General features: G+C 61.0%; 15 protein-coding genes. 6 read left to right on the top strand and 9 right to left on the bottom strand.

What is annotated here, in order from left to right; genetic code table 11:
• Nucleotides 1-38: 38 nt before the first annotated feature.
• The 3 genes from AUC43_RS09145 (at nucleotide 39) to AUC43_RS09135 (ending at nucleotide 5051) form a co-directional block, all read left to right on the top strand.
• Nucleotides 39-1985 (top strand): CocE/NonD family hydrolase, encoded by a 1947-nt coding sequence (locus AUC43_RS09145; protein WP_233254138.1) that lies wholly within the window; start codon nucleotides 39-41, stop codon nucleotides 1983-1985.
• Nucleotides 1986-2420: 435 nt separating this feature from the next.
• A complete protein-coding gene (locus AUC43_RS09140) occupies nucleotides 2421-3491 on the top strand; it encodes an LLM class flavin-dependent oxidoreductase (RefSeq protein ID WP_068192161.1) in 1071 nt (356 codons plus the stop codon).
• 339 nt (nucleotides 3492-3830) lie between these two features.
• Nucleotides 3831-5051, top strand: coding sequence for an alpha/beta hydrolase (locus AUC43_RS09135; protein ID WP_071885854.1), 1221 nt, complete (start codon nucleotides 3831-3833; stop codon nucleotides 5049-5051).
• 251 nt (nucleotides 5052-5302) lie between these two features.
• Here the strand turns inward: AUC43_RS09135 and AUC43_RS09130 are convergent, their stop codons facing one another.
• From AUC43_RS09130 to AUC43_RS09115, 4 genes are all read right to left on the bottom strand, one after another.
• The gene (locus tag AUC43_RS09130) at nucleotides 5303-5698 is read right to left on the bottom strand and encodes a helix-turn-helix domain-containing protein (protein WP_071885853.1); all 396 of its coding nucleotides are present in this window, start codon (nucleotides 5696-5698) and stop codon (nucleotides 5303-5305) included.
• A 67-nt stretch (nucleotides 5699-5765) separates the two neighbouring features.
• Nucleotides 5766-6068, bottom strand: a complete 303-nt coding sequence (locus tag AUC43_RS09125; RefSeq protein ID WP_068192154.1) for a type II toxin-antitoxin system HigB family toxin — start codon at nucleotides 6066-6068, stop codon at nucleotides 5766-5768.
• A gap of 478 nt (nucleotides 6069-6546) precedes the next feature.
• The gene (locus AUC43_RS09120) at nucleotides 6547-7152 is read right to left on the bottom strand and encodes a peroxiredoxin-like family protein (protein ID WP_068192152.1); all 606 of its coding nucleotides are present in this window, start codon (nucleotides 7150-7152) and stop codon (nucleotides 6547-6549) included.
• Nucleotides 7153-7239: 87 nt separating this feature from the next.
• Nucleotides 7240-8004: a haloacid dehalogenase type II gene (locus AUC43_RS09115; protein ID WP_233254137.1), complete on the bottom strand. Its 765-nt coding sequence runs from the start codon at nucleotides 8002-8004 to the stop codon at nucleotides 7240-7242.
• 293 nt (nucleotides 8005-8297) lie between these two features.
• On the opposite strand from AUC43_RS09115, the gene AUC43_RS09110 reads away from it, so the two are divergent.
• On the top strand, nucleotides 8298-9962 hold the full coding sequence (locus tag AUC43_RS09110; RefSeq protein WP_068192150.1) for a serine hydrolase domain-containing protein: 1665 nt from the start codon (nucleotides 8298-8300) through the stop codon (nucleotides 9960-9962).
• Between the two features lie 391 nt (nucleotides 9963-10353).
• Here the strand turns inward: AUC43_RS09110 and AUC43_RS09105 are convergent, their stop codons facing one another.
• Both AUC43_RS09105 and AUC43_RS09100 read right to left on the bottom strand, forming a co-directional pair.
• A complete protein-coding gene (locus AUC43_RS09105) occupies nucleotides 10354-12546 on the bottom strand; it encodes a sensor histidine kinase (protein ID WP_068192145.1) in 2193 nt (730 codons plus the stop codon).
• A gap of 236 nt (nucleotides 12547-12782) precedes the next feature.
• On the bottom strand, nucleotides 12783-13517 hold the full coding sequence (locus AUC43_RS09100) for a hypothetical protein (protein ID WP_157781007.1): 735 nt from the start codon (nucleotides 13515-13517) through the stop codon (nucleotides 12783-12785).
• Between the two features lie 132 nt (nucleotides 13518-13649).
• On the opposite strand from AUC43_RS09100, the gene AUC43_RS09095 reads away from it, so the two are divergent.
• A complete protein-coding gene (locus tag AUC43_RS09095; RefSeq protein WP_068192135.1) occupies nucleotides 13650-14054 on the top strand; it encodes a hypothetical protein in 405 nt (134 codons plus the stop codon).
• Nucleotides 14055-14174: 120 nt separating this feature from the next.
• On the opposite strand, the gene AUC43_RS09090 is transcribed toward AUC43_RS09095, so the two are convergent.
• Both AUC43_RS09090 and AUC43_RS09085 read right to left on the bottom strand, forming a co-directional pair.
• The gene (locus AUC43_RS09090; protein WP_068192133.1) at nucleotides 14175-15320 is read right to left on the bottom strand and encodes a site-specific integrase; all 1146 of its coding nucleotides are present in this window, start codon (nucleotides 15318-15320) and stop codon (nucleotides 14175-14177) included.
• 608 nt (nucleotides 15321-15928) lie between these two features.
• Entirely contained in the window at nucleotides 15929-17974 is a 2046-nt protein-coding gene (locus AUC43_RS09085) for a HelD family protein (RefSeq protein WP_068192131.1), read from the bottom strand.
• Between the two features lie 151 nt (nucleotides 17975-18125).
• Here AUC43_RS09085 and AUC43_RS09080 point away from each other — a divergent pair, with 151 nt between their 5' ends.
• Nucleotides 18126-18857, top strand: coding sequence for a DUF434 domain-containing protein (locus tag AUC43_RS09080; RefSeq protein WP_068192129.1), 732 nt, complete (start codon nucleotides 18126-18128; stop codon nucleotides 18855-18857).
• 452 nt (nucleotides 18858-19309) lie between these two features.
• Here AUC43_RS09080 and AUC43_RS09075 read toward each other — a convergent pair whose 3' ends face one another.
• The gene (locus AUC43_RS09075) at nucleotides 19310-20089 is read right to left on the bottom strand and encodes an enoyl-CoA hydratase/isomerase family protein (RefSeq protein ID WP_068192127.1); all 780 of its coding nucleotides are present in this window, start codon (nucleotides 20087-20089) and stop codon (nucleotides 19310-19312) included.
• Between the last annotated feature and the right edge of the window lie 62 nt (nucleotides 20090-20151).

Genomic DNA, 20151 nt, shown 5'->3' with positions numbered 1-20151 from the left:
CTCTTTCTATGAGGAAAACCATTTATTGTTCCGCCGTTTTGGCCTTATTGACGCTGGCCGGCGCCCCGGCCCGCGCCCAAACGCCCGCGCTGCCGCCCGATACGGTGTACGTAAGCGAAGCCGCGGCGCAGGCCCGGTTTTTGGCCGACACGCTCTACGCCCGCGCGCACTACAGCAAGCGGGAGTATCGCATCCCGATGCGCGACGGGGTGAAACTGCACACCGTGGTGTACGTGCCCAAGGATGCCGACCGGGTGCGCTACCCCATCCTGCTCAACCGCACGCCGTATTCGGCGGGTCCCTATGGGCTAGGACCCTACGCGTGGCGTGGCGTCAGCAGCCTCGTGCACAGCGTTAGCCAGAACACCTTCATGCTGCACGAGGGCTACATTTTTGCGTTCCAAGACGTACGCGGCACCTTTATGTCGGAAGGCGTGTTTGAAGACGTGCGGCCCGAAAAAGACCAGCACCGCGGCAAGCAGGACATCGACGAGAGCACCGATACGTTCGACACCATTGAGTACCTGCTGAAGAAAGGTCCCAAAAATAACGGCCGCGTGGGGCAGTGGGGCATTTCCTACCCCGGTTTCTACACCACGGTGGGGTTGCTCAGCCGCCACCCGGCCCTGAAAGCAGCCAGCCCGCAAGCGCCCGTCACCGACTGGTTCTGGGACGACGACCACCACAACGGCGCGTATTTCCTCGCGGCAGGCGTAGACTTTTGGACCCACTTTGGCCAGCCCCGGCCGCAGCTCACGGCCAAGTGGAACGAGGAATTGAAAGTGCCCGGCAACGACGGCTATGCGTTCTACCAGCGGCTGGGCCCGCTGAAAAATGTCAACGCCCAGCTCTTCCACGGCCAGGTCAAGCACTGGAACGACTTGGTGGCCCACCCCAACTACGACGCCTTCTGGCAAGCCCGCAACCCGCGTCCGTACCTGCACGACCTGAAAGCGGCCGTGCTTACCGTGGGCGGCTTCAACGATGCCGAAGACCTTTTCGGTACCCTGCACACGTACCAAGCCATCGAGCAGCAAAACCCCGGCCTGCCCAATCGCCTCGTGATGGGCCCCTGGGTGCACGGGGGCTGGGGCAGTAGCCGAACCGGGGAGATGGTGGGCAACGTCGCCTACGGCCCCTCGCCCACGCGGTGGTACCAGCAATACGTGGAAGCGCCCTTCTTCAAGGCGTATCTGAAAGACGCGAAGCCCACGGCCGCCGCCCAGCTGCCCGAGGCCATCGTGTTTGAAGGCGGCACTAATCAATGGCGCACCTTCGACGCCTGGCCGCCCAAAGCCGCGCAGGAGCGCACGCTCTACTTCCAGCCCGGCGGCAAAATCGGATTTGAGAAACCGGGTGCGGCCCCCGCGGGCACCGGCTTCGACCAGTTCCTGAGTGACCTCGCCCACCCCGTGCCCTACACCGAAGCCACCGCCCCGGCCATGACCCGCCCGTACATGACCGACGACCAGCGCTTCGCCAGCCGCCGCCCCGACGTGCTCACCTACCAGACTGACGTGCTCACCCAGCCCCTCACGCTGGCCGGCCCCATTCAGGCGTTGCTTCAGGTGGCCACCACCGGCACCGACGCCGACTGGGTGGTGAAAGTCATCGACGTGTATCCCGACAACACGCCCGACGACCCCCGGACCGCACCCGGCGTGCACCTGGGCGGCTACCAGCAAATGGTGCGCTCCGAAGTCATGCGCGGCCGTTTCCGCGAAAGCTTCAGCCAGCCCAAGCCCTTCGTGGCGGGCCAGGTCACCCCTGTACCCTTCACGTTGCAGGATTTGATGCACACCTTCCGCCCCGGCCACCGGCTCATGGTGCAGGTGCAAAGCACCTGGTTTCCCCTCGTCGACCGCAACCCGCAGCAGTACGTCGATAACATCTTCGAGGCCAATGAATCGGATTTTCAAGCCGCCACGCACCGCCTCTATCACAGCCTCGACCATGCCTCGCAGCTGACGGTGAAGGTGCTCTAACGCTCACCAATAACGACTTAATCCACGGAAGTAAAAAAGCAAAGAAGCGAACGAAAGGTCGCCTCTTTGCTTTCCAGGTTAGGGCGCCGCTTGGGTAACATTATTTTCTCATGTGCAGGGATTGTGGAGCGCCAGCCGGCTAGCGAAGCTGTTCACGAAAAGGGTCCGAAAGACAAAGGAGGGTATGTTTAACGCATTACCATTTCACGCTAGGCCCACAAGTTTTTGGGACTAAGCGGGCCGCCCGCGCCGCCGTGGGCTGTCAGCTACCTAATCAATTCGCCCGGTCGGGGGTTATGCATACCTGCCACCCGTCGAACGTCGCCCGATGGCGTCTGTCACGCTACGGCACCGGCAAGGACGTCTCGTTGCGACTTCCGGTAATCGCCCGCCAGGCAGCTGGTTCCAAGGGCTTGGCCCATCTTCCCGCACTTCATGTCACCCGACAATTTTTCTCCGCTCGCCTTTTCCGTTCTGGATTTGGCCCCCATTGCCGCCGACAGTACGCCGGCCGATACCTTCCGCCACAGCCTGGACCTGGCCCGACGGGTCGAACAGCTGGGCTACACGCGTTTCTGGTTGTCCGAACACCACAACATGGCCAGCGTGGCCAGCTCGGCGCCCGTGGTGCTCATCGGCCACATTGCCGGCGGCACGACCACGCTCCGGGTAGGCTCGGGCGGCGTGATGTTGCCCAACCACGCCCCGCTGGTGGTGGCCGAGCAGTTTGGCACGTTGGCCTCGCTGTATCCAGGACGTATCGACCTGGGCCTGGGCCGAGCGCCCGGCTCCGACCAGGTCACAGCCCAGGCCATCCGGGGCAGCCGCTTCGGCGGCGCGCAGGACTTCCCGCGCGACATCCAGCAGTTGCAAACCTACTTCTCCCCGGCCAACGCCACCAGCACGGTGCGCGCCATTCCCGGCGAAGGGCTGGACATCCCCCTCTACGTGCTGGGCTCGAGCACCGACAGCGCCTACCTGGCAGCCGCGCTGGGCCTGCCCTATGCCTTCGCCAGCCACTTTGCGCCGGGGCAGCTCTTCCCGGCCCTGGAGATATACCGCCAGAACTTCCGCCCCTCGGCCCAACTAGCGGCTCCGTACGTCATCGCCTGCGTCAACGTCGTAGCCGCCGACACCGACGCAGAGGCCCAGTGGCTCTCGACGTCGCTGCAGCAGTTCATGCTCGGCGTTATCAAGGGGCGGCCCGCGCCGTTGCAACCGCCCGTCGAGTCCATGCACGCGCTGTGGGAACCCGCCCAGCAACACGCCGTGGGGCAGATGCTGGCGTATTCGTTTATCGGCAGCAAAGCAACGCTCCAACGCGACCTGCAGGAGTTCGTGGACCAGACGCAGGCAGACGAACTCATGGCCGTTTCCACCATTTTCAGCTACGAGGCGCGGGTGTATTCCTACGAGCTGCTCCCCCAAGTACTGCGCAACATTGCCCACTCGCAGCCCGAAGCTGGGCTGGTTAGCAGGGAACAACCAAAGGGAAACAAACGGTAGGCGGTACCCTTGCCGTAAACAAAACGAGCGGACCAGTGAGCCCGCTCGTTTTGTTAATAGCTACCCTACCTGTTCAGCGAAAGGGTGGTGGCTGTTGCAGAACTCGGTGGGCAATTCAGAAATGGTGTTAGCGCGCTCCTCAACGCGTTTAAAAAGCACCTTTGCCTGCTTTTTCGACTTAGTTCGGCTGGTAGGAGCCTTGCTTACCGGTGTTGCCGGGAGTTCTGCAACAGCCACGGTGGTTGAGGCAAATGAGGGGTTAATTGCTAGTACCGTGCAAATTATGCTTTTCCGTATATACGCTTGTACATTTGGGTACTTAAACTCAACTCATTCTGCATGAAGCAACTTCTTCTCCTGTTATTATTGGTCGGCCCCGCACTGGCTCAGGCCCAAACGGTTAAAAACAACGCCATCGTCATTGGCCAAGTCGACAGCGTGACCTCCGCCGTGCTGAAGGAAACGCGCAGGGTGTGGGTGTCTGTGCCTCCCAGCGCCAGCGACCCGACGTTTGCTAAGCAACGCTACCCAGTGGTATACTTGCTCGACGGCGACCGCCATTTTGCTTACACCTCGGACATCATTCAACGCCTGAACGTCGGTACGAGCAGAGTATTTCCGGAGATGATTGTGGTGGGCATCCCCAACACGCTCCGCACGCGCGACCTTACCCCCTCGCGCCCAACGAGTGAAGAGGGCATGTCCCCCGAAGAGCTGAAAACAGCGGGCGGCGGCGAAAACTTTACCGTGTTTTTAGAAAAAGAGTTAATTCCCTACATCGAGGCCCACTACCCGGCCGCAGCCCACCGCACCCTCGTTGGCCACTCGTTTGGGGGGCTGCTGGTGATGAATACGCTGGTGCACCACGCCGCCTTGTTTGAGAATTACGTGGCCATTGACCCCAGCATGGAATGGGATGGCGAAAAGCTCCTCAAGCAGGCCCACGAGGCGTTCGCCCAGCCTCGTTTTAAAGGGCGCACGTTATTTGTTGCCTCCGCCAATAATGCTACCGGCCTGGATTCAGTGCTGGCGGCTAACGACTCAAGGTGGAAGCTGCGCGAAGAGTTGGCCCGCAACCCGAGCAACGGTCTACGGTCGGCCTTCCGTCATTACCCCAACGACACGCACAATTCGGTAACAGTACACGCGACCTACGATGCGCTGAGATACATTTTTCAGCCCTACACGCTATCGCCGGCTGCGTTCATGGCACTCTACACAAATAAGTCAATCGAGGATGGCCCGGCCACGCGGCTGGTGGCCCATTATAAGCGGTTATCGGCACAGGTAGGCTACTCGGTGCTGCCGCCCGAATTCTTCGTCAATAGATTGGCTTATGGGCGTCTGGCGCAGCCAGGGCAAGCCCCGCAGGCGCTGGCTCTTTTTCAGCTGAACCTGCAGAATTATCCCACCAGCCCCAGCGCGCACGCCGGCATGGGCGACTACTACGAAACCCAAAAGCAGCCGGACTTGGCAATTGCCTCTTACACCAAAGCCTTGCAGCTACGGGAAACCCCGTCTATCCGGAAGAAGCTCGCGCAGCTTCAGACTAAAAAGTAGCGGCCACCAGGGAACGCTCCGCTTCAGCGCGGGGCGGTTAGTTGGTCGTGCAATAGCCCCTAAACGCGTGTAACAGGATTTTACCCCCGCTGCGATAACTGGGCCATCCTTAGTATTACGAAGCTCAGCGAGTTCGGCCAAACGGTCCAAATAGCGGACAGGGAGGTTTTAGGGGACTAAATAACTGGATAAAAGAAACCCTATTAGCAACGCCAATAGGGTTTCTCAAGCGATTCAAGCTGTCTTGGAATTCAGGCAGAGAGCTGCAGCACTACTTCAGCTGGAATATGCAAGATGGTATGGAGGCGGCGGGCAAAGTCTAGGTTCATCTCGCGCTTGCCTTTCATTAACTCCGACAGCCGGGGTTCGGTCACGTCCAGGATTTCCGCCAGTTGGCGTTGCCGAATCCGGCGCTTGAACATTTCGACCTCCAAGATGCCCCGGAGCGTTTGGGGCGCGTCGGGCCGGTGGCCTGCGGCTTCTTCATACGCGGTCACGGCGTCCGCCAACGCGGCCAATGCCGGATTGTCGGCCGCATCAGGGGCTTGATTCCACGCAATCAGTTGGTTGATTGCCGCTTCGTGCTCTTGGGCATTGGTAACCCGAGGGGTGGCAGATGGTGCCGTGCGGCGTGCGGTTGGGGACATGAGGAGAGCGGCGATGACGCGGCCAGCGGTTCTAGCGGTAACAGAGGAAAGGCAGGGGCAGCAAGCACTATAACACGGCAATCTGCTTTTTCGATAGTTTGGAATATTGGGCGTGCGTATAGATGCCCCGGATGTAAACCTGTTTGGTCGGGAAGAAGATCATGGCGATCAAGCGGTAGTGGTTGCCTTTGATGTTGAATACATAGCGGTTGTCCGCGATGTAGTCGGTCGCGGGCATGTCGCGCTTCAAGTCGTTCAAGTTGGACCACTGCGCGAATTCCACCTGCGCAAACCAGATGTTCAGTTCTTCGCGTGCTTGGGCATTGGCATTTCCGTAGTCGGTAATGGTTTTCTTACTAAATACTCGCATCCAGGACAAGAGGTGGCCCCTGAACTCAGGGAGAAGAGCGGTGCTTTGTATACCAATGTACACACTGCATGCAGTGTATACACCAAAGGTAATGCTAAAGTTTACCAAATTCGAAATTTGTTTACCATAAACAGAAGCAATGTGGGTTAATACGGCATCTTAGCGACTACTCTCTATTGTAATAGGTGCCCGCGCAATCCTATTCACGACTTGGAAAATAGGCCAGCTAAAAACACAGAACCCCTCACTATCCAGACACCCTGCTCAGTTTAGCGAAAGGGTCCGAATCGCACAAGGAGCGAATTACTGGTGTATTTCGGAACGGGCCGAACGACTTGTTGTGCGCTGCGCTCTTTCCGCTTGATCAGGAGCCGGGAAACCAGCGGCGCATTGGGAGTTCAACCTTCCTCCTGTGGATGCTTGAGCTGAGCGGGTAGGCCGGTTCACGAAGCGGTCACCCCAGCAAGACGGGCGCGTCCTAGAGCGCCGCGGCGATGCGGCGCACGGAGGCCCGCTGCTTATAGTCCGGGTTGAAGTACACGTACCGGATGCGCCCGTTGCGGCCGATGACGTACGTGGCCGGCACCGGCAGCACGTCCTCCGGCGCGCCGTTGGCCTGCCGTAGGTCCACGCCGAAGCCGCGATATTTCTGCGCCGTGGCCGCGTCCACGGTAAAGGCCGTGTGGTAGGCCGTCATGATGGCGAAGCCCCGGTCGTGCACAATGGGAAACGCCGCCTGGGTCTTGGCCACCGTTTTGCCGATGTTCTCCGGGGTTTCGGGCGTGATCACCACCACCTGCGCCCCTTTGGCCGTGAGCAGCTGCAACGAGTCCTGCAGCTGGCTGAGCTGCTTGCTGCAGTACGGGCACCACTGGCCGCGGTAGAAATAGAGGACCACCGTGCCCTTTTTCAGCAGCTGCGGCAGCTCCACGGGGCGGCCGGTTGCATCCTTTGCTTTGAACGACGGGGCCGCCGTGCCCACCGCCAGGGGCTGCGCGGCGCGGGCCGGCGCGGTCTGGCCCCAGGCCGGCGCAACCGCCAGGACAAAAAGACTGATAACCAGCGGGAAGAAGGGGTTTTTCATGGGATGAAAGGAAATTAACAAGCGGGCGCCGCGCGCCGGGGGGCGGGTGTTGGGTCCTGCCCCGTGCCCGGTGCCTGGAAAAGCGCGTTACCCGAGCAGTTGTTTGGCCACGGCTTCCAACGTGGGCCCCACCAGGCTGGGCACCGGGGCCAGCGGGTACTGCGCCTGCCCGGGCCGGGCGATGAAGGCGGCCTGGAGCCCCGCGTGCCGGGCGCCGGCCACGTCCCAGCCGTGGGCCGCCAGCAGCATGGTGTCCGCGGGGGCCACCCGCAGCTGCCGGCAAGCGGCGGTGTAGGTGTCCGGGTGGGGCTTGTAGTGCTTTTGCGGGTCGATGCTCATTAACTGCTCAAAAAAGGGCGTCAGCTGGGCGTAGGCCATCTGCTGCTGTAGAGTGGGGCCGGGCGAGTTGGTGAGCGTCACCATCCGGAAGCCGGCGTGTTGCAGGGCCGTGAGGCCCGGGATGACGTCGGGATGGGGCGGCAGTTCGGCCAGGAGGCGCAGTAGTTCCTGTTTGCGGGCGGCGGGCCGGGCGGACTGGCCCAGGGCCTGGGCCAGCATGTCGAAGCCGGCGGCGCCAATGGCGGGAAAGTCGTGGTAGTGGCCCGTCACCGTGTCCACCAGGGAATACTGCAGCAAGAGGGCAAACCACTGCTGGAAGGCGAACGCGGACCGGAACTCCTGGTTGACGGCCTGCTGCAGCTCACTGAGGTCGAGCAGGGTTTCGTTGACGTCGAAAATCAACAGTTGGGGGCGAGCGGGCGCAAAGGCGGCCATGGCGGCGGGGGAATGGGGCAGGGCCGCGACCGCAGCGGCCCGTGCCAGGGTGGAAACGACCGTGCGGCGGGTTGGCATCTGCGTGCTTACGTAGGTGCGCGGCCCCAGGTCCACGGTTCGGCTATCACTAAAATGATAGTTCTAGTTTAACGTAACGGTCCAAATAGCAAAACAAACCAATTATTGAAAAATTCAAGAGCTATTTTACTACATAGTACTTCCCGAATAAATAAGACCAAAATGGTTACCGGCTGTCCAAATAGGACTCGGTTCATGAACAACTAGTTACCTTGGCTTTTAGGAAAGCGCCCTCCAATCCAAATGATGATGTCGCTTTGCCCCGCCGTTGACTCCTTTTTTGTCCGCATTCCATGAAAAAAGCGTTACTTCTGCTGTTTGCCTCGCTTGTTTTTCAGGGTGCTGCCGCGCAACCCTTCCCGGACACGCTGGCCCGTATAGAGGCCGTATTTGCCAACTACACCGCCCAGACGCCGGGCTGCCAGCTCACGGTGGCCCGCCACGGCAAGGTGCTGGTTTCCAGAGCCTGGGGCCGGGCCAACCTGGAGCACGGCATTCCCCTCACCACCAGCTCCGTTATCGAGGCCGGCTCGGTGTCGAAGCAGTTTACGGCGGCGGCGATTTTGCTGCTGGAACAGCAGGGCCGCTTGTCGCTGGAAGACGATGTGCGCAAGTACATTCCGGAGCTGCCCGCCTATGGCGGCCAGCCCATGCGGCTGCGCCACCTGCTGCACCACACCAGCGGCCTCAAAGACTGGGGCGCGGTGGCCTCCCTCGCGGGCTGGGGCCGGGGCAGCATGTTTTATGGCAACAACGAGGCGCTGGAGTTTATCACGCACCAGAAAACGCTCAATAACCAACCCGGCGACGAATTCATCTACAGCAACTCCAACTACAACCTGTTCGCCATCATCGTGGAGCGGGTGAGCGGGCAGAGCCTGGCCGATTTCACGCGCCAGCATATTTTCGGGCCGGCCGGCATGAGCCATACGCAGTGGCGCGACAACCCGCACCGCCTCGTGCCCAACCGGGCCATTGCTTACTCGAAAGGGAAGGAGGGCTACGAAACTACTATGCCCAACGAGTCCGCGTACGGCAATGGCGGCCTGCTCACCACCACCGAAGACCTGCTCAAATGGCAGCAATTTTACCTGAGCGGCAAGCTCGGCACCGCTCCCCTGCTGGCCCGGCAAACCCAGACCGAGCCGCTCACCAACGGCGCGCCCAATTCGTACGCCGCCGGATTGTTTGTTGAAAAAGTTTCGGGGCAGGACAATATCTCCCACGATGGCATTACAGCGGGCTACCAGGCTTCTTTGGAGATCTTTCCCCAATCGGGCCTTGCCATTGCCCTGCTCAGCAATACTTCGCAGTACAGCATCAGCGGGGTTGCCGCCGCGGTGCGCAACATCTTTGTGCCAACTCCACCGCCTGCAGCCGCAAAAACCACGACACCTTTCAAGCTGTCTGAGGCGAGCCTGACGGCTTACGCCGGCTGGTACCGGAACAGCCGCGATGGCGCCGGGCTGCAACTGGTGCTGAAAGACGGTGAGCTGCTGTCCAACGGCAAATACAAGCTTTTACCCGAAACCGCCACCCGCTTTGGCCTGGGGCGCGGTTTTCTGGAAATGCAGGGCGCCAAGGGGCTGCGCATCATCACCGCAGCGCAGGACACCATCAGCTTCAGCAAAGCGGCGCCGGCGCAGGCGTCCGCGCAGTTCGGCGCCTACGTGGGTCGTTATTTCTCGGAAGAAACGAATTCGTTTCTCCACATTTTTCAGAAAGACGGCAAGCTGTTCCTGAGCCTCAAGCCCCACCAGGAAACGGAGCTCATGCCAACCTACCAGGACGGTTTTGCCAATGCCAGCGGGTTCGCCACGCTGACCTTCGCCAAGCAGCGAAAAAACGGGATGAGCCTGAAGGTTTCGGTGCCCCGGGCCCGGAACGTCGAGTTTATAAAGGTAGCGGAGCCCAAGCAGCCACCCGCCGGCAAAGGACTAGCGGTTGCGGGCAGCTAAAACGCAAACGTAACAAGTAAAAAAAGGCGGCCCCGACCACTTCGGAGCCGCCTTTTTTTTCGCGGCTGTACCTGTTGCGAGGTGGAGGGTGGGGGTCCGACCCTTCTGCATATTCGCAAACCACCTCGGGATGAGTATAAACGCAACGTAGCGGCCATGTCCGTGACCGAACGCCGAGCGGCCGTGGTTGAATTCTCGTTGAGTTACGGGTATTTCGCCGATTACAGCGTGGACGCGCCCGCACGCGTTATCACGCACAAACGGGTGTCGAGTTCCATTCCTCCGTGTGGGGATCCAAGCCAAGCGGTCAGAGTAGCACAAATGCAGTTGGTCAGACACAGCTGGCTAATTCATAAGTTTACTCAAACGGTCGAAAGCGAAAAACGAGCGTTCAGGTTGCCGGTTGGTGAGCGGCGCCGTTCAGGGGCAGGCTCACCGAGAAGGTGGTGCCCTCCCCCTCTAAACTCTCGACCGTCAGGCCGCCGCCGTGGCCTTGGGCGATGATGTCGTGACTCAAGGACAAGCCTAGGCCCGTGCCCTCGCCCGTGGGCTTGGTAGTAAAAAAGGGCTGGAAGATTTTAGCCTGCACGGCCGCGCTCATGCCCGTGCCGTTGTCCCGCACCCGGATGGCGACGTGCCCGTTCACGCGCGCGGTCGTCAGGCTCACAGTGGGCCGGTAGCCGGCCTCGCCGGCTTGCTGGCGCTGCTGCACGGCGTAGAAGGCGTTGCTGAACAGGTTGAGCAACACCCGGCCCACGTCGCCGCTCACCACGCTGATCAGCGGCAGGTCCGGCGCTAGGTCGGTCCGGAGCTCGGCGTTGAAGCTTTTGTCTTTGGCCCGTAACCCGTGGTAGGCCAGGCGCAGGTACTCATCGGCCAGCGCGTTGAGGTCCGTGGGAGCGCGCTCTCCGGTGCTGGTGCGGCTGTGCTCTAACATGCCCTTAACAATGGCCGCCGCCCGTTTGCCGTGCTCGGTGATTTTGCCCAGGTTCTGGGCGACGTCACCCGCCAACTCGGCAGCCTCGACTGTATCACTCTTTGCCAGCGCTTCTTGGAGTTCCACCACCAGCTCGGTGCTCACTTCGGAGAAGTTGTTAACGAAGTTGAGTGGGTTCTGAATCTCGTGAGCAATGCCCGCCGTCAGCTCGCCCAGACTCGCCAGCTTCTCCTTTTGGATGAGCTGGGCCTGCGTGGTTTGCAAGTCAGTCAGGGAGCGCTGCAGCTCACTCGTACGCTGCTGCACCTGATGTTCCAGCGTTTCATTTTGCCGGGCCAGCAGGGCCTGTTTGTCCTGTTCCTGCGCCAGTGTTTGCGCGGAAAGCCTTTCCACTTCGCCCAGCTTCACCAGCAGCAGCTCGGCGCCGAGGGCAAACTCGCGGGCCAGAAACAGCGAGATGGCCAGCGCCGGCAGCAGGCTGGCCAAAATAATCAGCACGTTCCCAACCAGCCAAGCAGGTCCTAGAGTTATCCCCAGGACATTTAGCCCCAGGTTCAGCAGCACCAGCAGTAAGGCGCCGCCAAAACCGGCTCCCACCAGGCGCGCCCCTCGCCGCCGCTGGCGCAGGGCTAGCAGCGTCAGGCGCAGCATCTCGACGTAGCCCAGCGCCCCCAATGCCAGGTAGGCGACCACGTATCCGGGCACAGCGGAATGCGCCAGCTGCACGAGCAGCAGTAGGGCAGCGCCGCTCAGCAGCAGGCTCCCGTATATCCGGCCGGGCCGGAAGTCAAACAGGGCATACACCGACCGCACCAGCCAGCACAGGCTCGCGAAACTGCAGACAAACACAAGGCTCCGCACCCATACGCCCGTGCCGAGGGAGGCAAAGTCCTCTGCGTTGTCAAGGCAGGTAAAAAAACCGGCCGCGGCGCCGGTGAGGGTGTAGCGGGCAAAGTAGCGGTTGGTGCGCTGCGTGGGGTTATAGTAGGAGAAAACCAGATGCAGCAGCGTGAGCAGCACATAGGCGCTGCCCAACCCAAAATAAAGCAGTCGGAAATTCGCACTCTGAGCCTCCAGCTGGTGGTAATGTGGCACGGTGTAGAGACGCGGGCGCAGCAGCGGGACCTGCCCCGTAGTCAGCAGCGGCGACAGCGGCTGGGGCGCTAAGCGCAGAGCCAGCACTTGCTCGGTGAGGCCGCTGCCGGGCAATGCCACAGGCGTGTGGGTGTTGCCGGCCGCCCGCACCAGGGCCGGGTTGGTGCTCAGCGTGCCCCGGCGCCGCAGCAGCTGCCCGTTAAGGTAGATTTCGACGGCGCCTAGCTGCGAGGTAACGAGCTGTAGTTCCCGTCGGCGCAACGAGTCGCTGAACCGAAAGCGCAGCCGCAGCCAGCCGATGCCGGAGCCCAGGCGCGGCGGCAACTCCCGCCGGGGCCGGGTGGGGTTAAGGGTGTCCCAGGCGCTATCATCAAATTCCGGACGGGCCCAGGCCGGATTGTCGCCGGGGTGGTAGCGCCAGCCCTGAGTCAACAACAAGCCGGCAGCGGGCAGTCGGGTTACCCGCAGCACGGTGGTATCGGGGGCGACGGGCATGGCCCGGGCGGGCAAGGCCAGCAGCCAGACGGCGACCAGCAAAAAAACGAAACGCATAAGGACGGGGGCCACGCCGCAAGCCCGGCACGGAAGTGGAAATAAGCATAGTAAAACAGGAAGCTTTCAGTGGGCAAGATACGCCCCAATACGGCGCATGTAATCACCCACTGGGCTGACAACCAAAGGGTCGGAAATACCAGTAATGACCGAGAGCGTGAGTTTACAAAAACGGTGGCAAGGTAAACGCGTAGCGTTTCGGAAAAGGAGCGTTACCGTACCCCCGGTAGCATCTCCTATTGGTTGTTGCGGGCATCAGGCGTTCGCGGCATCTGTTCTGGATTAAGCGTCACGTCCACGTAAAGCGTCGCGCTCACGGCATGGCCCGCGAGTTGGCCGGCCTGCCAGGGCCCCGCCGTGCGGATTAGGCGACGGATTTCCCGTTGGATGGCGGGGAGGAAGCGGCGGTTGGTGGCTTTGACATTGCCGGGCCTGTCGGCGGGAAAGCGGATGCTTCCCAGCTGGCCGGTACGGTCCACGGTGAGGGTGGCGAATAGGTACTGGCGCTCGGCAAGCTCACCGAAGAGCCCGAGTTCGGGGCGCGTGTCCCACCCCCGGGGACGCGGCAAGTGGGCCGTTACGTAGGCCTCCACGTCTTCGACGCGGCCTCGCGGCGGAACGTCCAGGTCCCAGTACCAGTAGTTACGCGTCGGCCACGCCGAGAGAAACCGTTGGTCGGCTTTCTGTTTGAGGCGGTCCAGAAAGGCCGGGCCGTGCCCCCGGGCGATGACGCTGTCCATGTAGTGGGCGTAGCAGAGGTCCTCCAGCGTGCAGTTCATGGGGTTGTAGCGAAACCGGAGGCCGTACCTGCGAAGGAACGTGTCCAAGTCGTCGGCGTACCGGGCCCGCCGGAAGAGGAAGTAGGTGAGCTGCCCGCGCTGGGCATCGGCGTGCGCGCGCCGGAGCTCGGCGCGGCAGGTGGAGTCGGTGCGGTCAATCGAACCGGGAGGGGGAGGGGGAGCCGAGGGCACCGCGCTCACCTCTGCGGGCGGTTGTTGGGAACACGCGCTCAGAAGAAAGAAACACAGCAGCCGAGCAAGGAAGCACAGGGGTTTCATCTCTGCAAGAAAGGGAAAGCGCAGTTGTTTATTCAAACAGTCTGAGTGCTACCCCCAACCACGCCGTACCTTGCCGCCAGGTCATCGACCCGCATCCTGCTGCTCGGGGCCGCGGCCCTGCTGCTCTACTTGGCCTTGCCCTCCGCGCTCCGGGCCGGCTTCGCCTGCCGCGCCGTCGGCTACGAGACAGCCGTCACGGGCCGCGTCAGCGGGCACTGGCAGAGCCGGCACGCGCACGGGTTCTTCCTCGACGGCCGGCGCCGCCCCTCCTACGACTTCCGCGCCTTCGTCCCCGCGCCCGCCGCGGCCCCGGCGGACGAGCAGGACCTGAACCAGTACCTTCGCCCCGGCGACCTGATCCGCAAACCGGCCCACGCCCGCGCGCTCACCGTTCGCCGGGGCGACCGCCTTTCGCACTGGGTGTGTCCCCCGGCCGAAGCGACCCCCTAGATCGCCCGTTCAGGAAAACGGTGGGTTTGCTTCTATTGGATATTGGATACGAATGAAATCCCCAACCCTGCACTTGACTTGCTCCTCATCAACAACGGGTTGAAAACCCCTGGACAACCCCTACCCTGCTATCCGCATCAACGGACTGGCCTGCCGCTCCAGGTACTGAGCAAACTCATCCTGCACCACGGAATCGGTGATTTTCAAGTAGCGGTGAAGCATCTTGTAGTCCTTGTGTCCGGTAATGCGCATGAGTGTTTCCGGTCGCATCCCTCCTTCCAAGGCCAGGGTAACGAAGGTGCGACGGGCCGTGTGGGTGCCCATTAGTTCGTACTTGGGCCGGGTGGTGGCCACCCGCTCGCAGCCCTTGTGTTGACTGGTCGTGGTCGGGGCGTCGATGCGCGCCAGCTTGCCCAAGGTCTTGAGGTGGGCATTAGTTTTTTGGTTGCTTATCACGGGCAGGGCCCGACCATCCGCTCGCCCGGCGTAGCGCGCAATAATGCCTTGGGCAACCGGAGAAAGGGGCACCTTCAACAAATCACCCGTTTTCCGGGTGGTGAGGACCAGCGAATCCTTGGTGACTTGTTCTGCCCGCAAGGCCTGTACGTCGGAGAAGCGCAGCCCCGTCTCGCACTCGAACAGAAAGATGTCGCGGGTCTGTTCCAAGTACGGAATGTGGGCCAGGGGAAGAGCAAAAAGGCGGGCTTTCTCGGCAGCCGTGAGGTACACGACCTCCGGCGCAACGGCCTCCATTTTGCGGAAGCGTTTGAAGTGGGCGTACTCGTGCAACTCTTGCTCGAAGGTTTGTCCCAGAAACACCTTCAGGTTCTTCACTTGGTTGTTGACGGACGCATTGCCCATGCTCATGGTCTTGAGCAAGTAACTTTTAAATGCTTCGCAAAACGGGACGTCCAACGAGGCGAATTCCAAGCGAAGCCGCCGCAGCTTTGAATAAGCAATCAGGTGCTGCCGCAGGGTGTTATAGGACTTGATGGTGGACGGGGCCCGGTCGCGTTTCGCCGACTCAATCCACGTATCCAAATGCTCCAGCAGCCCCGCCGGCGGCTGGGCTTGCTTGCCGGACGTGAAGCGCGCCGCCACGGCGCGCAGGTCCTCCACCGTGGTCACTTTCCCTTTTGCCGTGTGTAGCAGATGGGCCGCTTCGAGTCCTTCGGCCAGTTTCTTCAGCAGGTGGTTGGCATCGGAAAAGCCAGCGTAGTTGCGCCGGTACTTTTGGGCTTTTGCGTCCCATTGTTCGGGCTTCACCGTTAGGGTAGGCAAATAGATTTTTTTTGCGCTGCCCTTCCAGGTAACAAGCGGCATACAGCGCCGTTTCACCCGCTGATTTGGCATCGGTTAGATAGTACTTGGTCCGCAGCATTTGCTATATAGGAAAGTGAGTCGACGAAGGTAGTCGCGGTGTTGCCACGGGACAAGTCACGGGACAAAACTTCCGACTATAACTAGTCATTCCTGATTCTAACCGCACCCAAAAATGCCATTACAGGCAATAGGAGAGCATTATATGGCGTAAGGCAACAGGTGACAACCGGAAGTGGGCAGTCCTTACACGACCACCAAAAAGGCCCTTCACGCTAGCGTGAAGGGCCTTTTGCATTTCAAGGATACCCGTGTAGTAAACGAGCTTTTTGTGGGGGTTCAGATAAGACTTGGCAGGAGTGAATCAATCGGCCCGGTTGGGATGGCCGTTTAACACTAGGTAGAACGCCCCTGCTACCTCATTACCGCCGTCTATTAAAGCCTAATAAGATTAGCTTATCGGCAAGGGAATTGTCTGTTACCCACGCACCCCATCGAGACTATCTGAGCGGTTGGGCAGAGCCTTCGAAGAACAGACCCGCGGCCAATGCCTTTTAGGCAGACAAGAAGGGAGTTATGTCCTTCGAATACGTCAGCGTGAGCTGGTGCATGGCGCGGGTGCAGGCGACGTAGAGCATGCTCTTATCCACCTCCGTTTTATAAGTATGAGCGGAGGCAAAGGGCACGATGACCTCATCAAACTCCAGCCCCTTCGCCAAATGGGCCGTGGTGATGACCACCCCCTCTTTGAAGGTTGTAGACTCCTCCGTGAGCAGATGAACGCCAGGGGCTTTAAGCGCCTCATGCACCTGCCTGGCCTGCCGGAGGGTTTTGCAGATGATGCCCAGGGAATTGTTTCCCGAGCGCTGGAAGGTCGCAATCAGCTCCTGGATAGCCTTTAATTCCTCGTCTTTGCTGCCAAAGCGCGCTATTACGGGCGCCTGCCCGTGCCGTTCCAGCGGGATGATGTGGGGATTCGGCGTGATGCGCTGCGCAAAGGCCGTAATCTCGACGGTGGAGCGGTAGCTGCGGTAGAGCCGGACCACCTCGGCTTGCGGGAAGACGCGTTCGATGGCCTCGGCGGAGGAAGCGCTGTACGGGTTCACCGTCTGGCTTACGTCGCCGAGGATGGTCTTCCGGCACCCGAACACGCGGGACAACACGGCGTATTGCACGGGGGTGTAATCCTGCATCTCGTCCACCAGCAGGTGCTTCACGTGCTCGTAGGCGGTGAGGCCTTCCAGCCGGATGCGCAGGTAGATGAAAGCGAAGACGTCCGCGTATTCCAAGTGCATGCGGTGGTCGATGCGGAAGAGCCCGGGCTTCCCAATCCAGCGGTAAAAGTCCCGGTAGAGGTCCAGCACCTGGTGGAACTTGAACATACGGGGAACAGCTTCCCCAATCGTGGCCTTCTCCTGCCCGGTCAGCTTGCGGCGAGTGGCGTCGCGCACGTAGGTCCGCACGTCCTCGGCCACCAGCGGCAAGCGTTTCAAGAGCGGCACCCGGTGGTAGGCCTTGAACCGCTCCAGCAGGAACGCCGCGGGAATGCGCAGGGGGCCCACCCGCAGCTCGGCCGCGGTGAAGTAGTGGTTCTCCACGTGCAGCAGGTACTGGTTGAGCTGGCTCAGAAACTCAAACGAGGACTTGAACCGGATGCGCTCAATAAACGCGGGTTCGTGGTTTTCCAGCAGCGCCGACACCTGCTCGAAGAAGGTCTGGAAGGGGTACTGGTTGCCGAGCAGGTCGGCCGCCAGCTCGTCCATGCCTAGCTCGGGAATGTGTTCTTCGCCCAGTTCGGGCAAGACGTTGGAGATGTAGTCGGCGAAGACTTTATTGGGCGAGATAATGAGCAGGTCCTTGGCCGCAATGGTATCCCGGTAGCGGTACAAGAGGAACGCCAGGCGATGCAGGGCAATGGAGGTTTTGCCCGACCCGGCCACGCCCTGGATGACCATCACCGAGGCGGTTTCGTTGCGAATCACCGCGTTCTGGTCCCGTTGGATGGTCGCGACGATGTTCTTCATCTTGTCGTCGCTGGACTTGGCCAGCTCGCGCTGCAGCACGTCGTCGTGAATGTTCACGTCATTCTCAATCAGGAACTCCATGCGCCCGTCCCGGATTTTGTATTGCCGTTTGAGGTCGATGGTGCCCTGCACCTCCCCCGAAGGAGTGGTGAAGGCGGCATCCCCCAGCTCGAAGTCGTAGAACATGGACGAAATGGGTGCCCGCCAATCGTAAATCAGGCCCTGGCGCTGCCGCTCGTCCGTAAAGGAATGCACGCCGATGTACACCGGCATGGTGGCCTGGCCCTGGGGCGTGAAATCAATGCGGCCAAAGTAGGGGGATTGCGCCAGCTTGAGGAGCTTGCGTTTCCGGGCCACGGCGGCCTCGCCCGTAAAGGCCATGCGGTTAATCGATTGGCCGGCGGCCACCATGTCGGCGTCGTCCATGCCGGACTGATGCTCGTGGATGTACTCCTTTTTCTGCCGGAGCTCGTCGGAAAACTGCTTGACGGCGTCGTCTCCCCGCCGGATAGCCAGCGCCAGTTTCTCCTTGATTACTTCCAGGTATTCTCTCTCTTCTTGCTCCGTTGCATTCATTCCCGTCAACTCTTGTAATTAGATAACAAAGGTGCCCTCAAATTCCGGGCCGCCGGAGCGTTTGCGTTTTTTCGGGCAGCTGGCACCTCCGGCAACCCGGCGGGGAGCGAGCAGTGTATTACAGTTTCCGCGGTTCCTTAACGATTCATTTATGCGCCCTGCCGACACCCGCCACCGCGGCCCGCACCCGGCCGATGCTCAGTTGTTTGCGCCCCAGTGGCTACCGGTGCTGAGGCGCGCCGTGGAGGAGTTGTCGTGGCTGCTCACGCGCGGGTACCCACGCGGCAGTACCATCAAGCTGGTGGGCGACCGCTACGCCCTGACCGAGCGCCAGCGCTGGGCCGTGGGCCGCGCCGCCTGTACCGACGAGCAATGCCAACGGCGCAAAGCCACGCAGCTGCCGCCCGCGGCCCTACGCGGCCGGCCCGTGTCCATCGATGGCTTCAACCTGATTATCCTGCTCGAAACGGCCCTGAGTGGCGGCGTGGTGCTGCGGGGCCGCGACGGGGCGCTGCGCGACCTGGCGAGCATCCACGGCACCTACCGGGCCGTGCAGGAAACCGACCGGGCCATTCGGCTGACGGCCGCTGTGCTGCTCCCACTCGCGCCCGGCCCCGTGCGGTGGCTGCTCGACCAGCCCGTGTCCAACAGCGGCCGGCTCGCCGCGCGCCTCCGGGAGCTGGGGCCCGAGCTTGGGCTGCCCTGGAGAGTGGAGGTCGTGATGAACCCCGACGTCGAGCTAAGCGAAACCCCAGATGTCGTCGTGACCGCCGACTCGGCCGTACTCGACCGCACCGGAGCCTGGCTGAACCTGGGGGCATTGGTGCTGGAGCGCGAGCCTCCCCGCTGGCTGCTCAACTTAGCCCCAGGCTGTCTGGACTGAGAAGATGTTTAGCCATTCTAAGCACCTGGTTAAGGATGCGTCGATGCCTTATTTTAGTTGATTTATTATCCCAAGCAGAATGAGGGAACAGACAGAAGACCCGTCAGAGGACCTATGGCTCAACTCTCCTATATCAGGCCTTATCAGACTAGAAACTATTATGCCTCAAACAGTCAAAGAGGCCAAAGAAACCGGGTTAAGTAGTCGTGCATAAGTAACCGTAGGGTCATGCTGAGCGCAGCCGAAGCATCTCTACCGCTTCGTTGAGCTAGCATTGATTACTGCTGCGGTAGAGATGCTTCGACAAGCTCAGCATGACCGTCTTTTTCTATATATTTTACTTGTGCGTGAGTACTTAAAGCTTGCTCAATAAGTGATTTTCGGGCCTAACACGACCACAAGAAAGCCTCTAGCATTGTGCTAGAGGCTTCTTTGTGTGTTGGGGATGCGGCTTATCGGGCATTGAACCGCTGAATGGCCTGCCGGGTAAAGTCCGACAGGACCAGCCGCCCGCTGATGGCGGCGCGCGCTACCAGGAGTGTATCCCAGTGTTCAGTGCCTTCCCAGATGACGCGCTTTAGGTCGGTTAGGGCCTCGGGATTGTAGGCCGTGAGCTTGGTGGCGAATGCCTGCACGGCGGCGTCCAGCGCCTCTTCGGTGTCTAGAACGTCCTGGTACAGGCCCTGCTCTTTGGCCCACTGCGCCGAGCGAAATTCGGCCGCATCCAGGGCCAGCTGCGAGTAGGCCGACACGCCTATTTTCCGCTCCACGGCGGGCCCTACCACAAACGGGCCGATGCCAACCACCAACTCGCTTAGCTTCACCGACGCCTGGGCGGTGGCAAAGCAGTAGTCGGTGGCCGCGGCCACCCCTACCCCACCGCCAATGGCTTTGCCCTGCACGCGGCCAATGATGACTTTGGGGCAGGTGCGGCAGGCGTTAATCACTTGGGCAAAGCCAGAAAAGAACGCCAGCCCCTGCGCTTCGTTCTCAATGGCCACCAGCTCGTCGAAGCTGGCGCCGGCGCAGAAGGTTTTGTCGCCCTCGCTGCGCAGGATGATGACCTTCGTTTTGGCATCTTGCCCAACGGCCGTGATGGTCTGGGCCAGCTCAGTGAGCAGGGACCCGGGCAAGGAGTTGTGCGCGGGATGAAAAAAGGAAATGGTGGCCACGCCCTCGGCGTTGGCTGATGCGGTGACCCGGCCAGTGGCGGGAGTAGCTAATGTGGACATGCGGAGTTTCAGTGGATGGGACCAATAGAGCGAGCCGTGCAACTGTTAGTCGGCACGTCCCG

The sequence above is a fragment of the Hymenobacter sedentarius genome (assembly GCF_001507645.1).
GTDB classification, from domain to species: Bacteria; Bacteroidota; Bacteroidia; order Cytophagales; family Hymenobacteraceae; genus Hymenobacter; species Hymenobacter sedentarius.
This window is presented reverse-complemented; position numbering and strand designations above follow the sequence as displayed.